This is a genomic window from Shewanella sp. SG41-4, from assembly GCF_014164505.1.
Lineage (GTDB): Bacteria > Pseudomonadota > Gammaproteobacteria > Enterobacterales > Shewanellaceae > Shewanella.
Window position 1 is genome coordinate 1 of sequence record NZ_JACJFI010000730.1, and the last position, 761, is coordinate 761.

A 761-nucleotide genomic window follows, 5' to 3' on the forward strand; every position below is an offset into this window, starting at 1 on the left:
CTTTCTATATCCAAAATCAGTTTCGGCACATTTCCTGGTGCGTATAACGGCATATTAGTCAGTTTGTTGATGATATGAGAAGAAGCATCTCTAAAACTGAGTTGATTTGGAAAGACGCTTTTAAGAGATTTGGCCATTAATATCATTTTGTATCGAATTAAATTATAGGCCAATAATACTCCCCACAGCTCTTGTGTTATTAACTCCGGTAAGTTGCTTCGTAGCGTAAATCGGTTTTCTAATAAATACTGTTTCATCTCTCGATAGCCCAGCTCAATTTCCCATCGATGGGCATATAAATCCACGATTTCAGCGCTCGGATACGCCATTGGGTCAATCATTGAACTCAGAATGCTAACTTGTTTTCCCTTCACTTGACGAGTGGTTAATCTCGCTTCTATCGTCATTGGGAGTTCAGGCCGTTTTTTCCTCGATTGAGGTGTGGTACTTAGCCTTACCAGTTTATCGTGCTTACCTAAGCTGCGAATTTCCTCATACTGAGTGCCTTTTTTTAACGGCAGTAACCAGTGAGTATTTTCTCCTTTTGACTGCCAATCGTGTAATAAACCTAACGAGTAAAAACCTTTATCAAACAAGGTTAAGCTATTATCAGGCACGCGAGCGATAAGCTTAGCTGCTAAGTTCATTTCATTTTCAGCAACACTATCAAAGGCGCTATCCACGAGTAAATGGCTACTGAGCTCCATCATGCAAACCATGCGGACTTGCGGGTAACCAGACTCACAAGCCTTGTTTGCTGT

At 41.0% G+C, this 761-nt stretch carries 1 protein-coding gene; it reads right to left on the reverse strand.

The annotated features are described in order from the left end of the window. Positions 1-761: IS4 family transposase (locus H5202_RS24870; RefSeq protein WP_182774130.1), on the reverse strand; the 761-nt coding region annotated here is incomplete at both ends.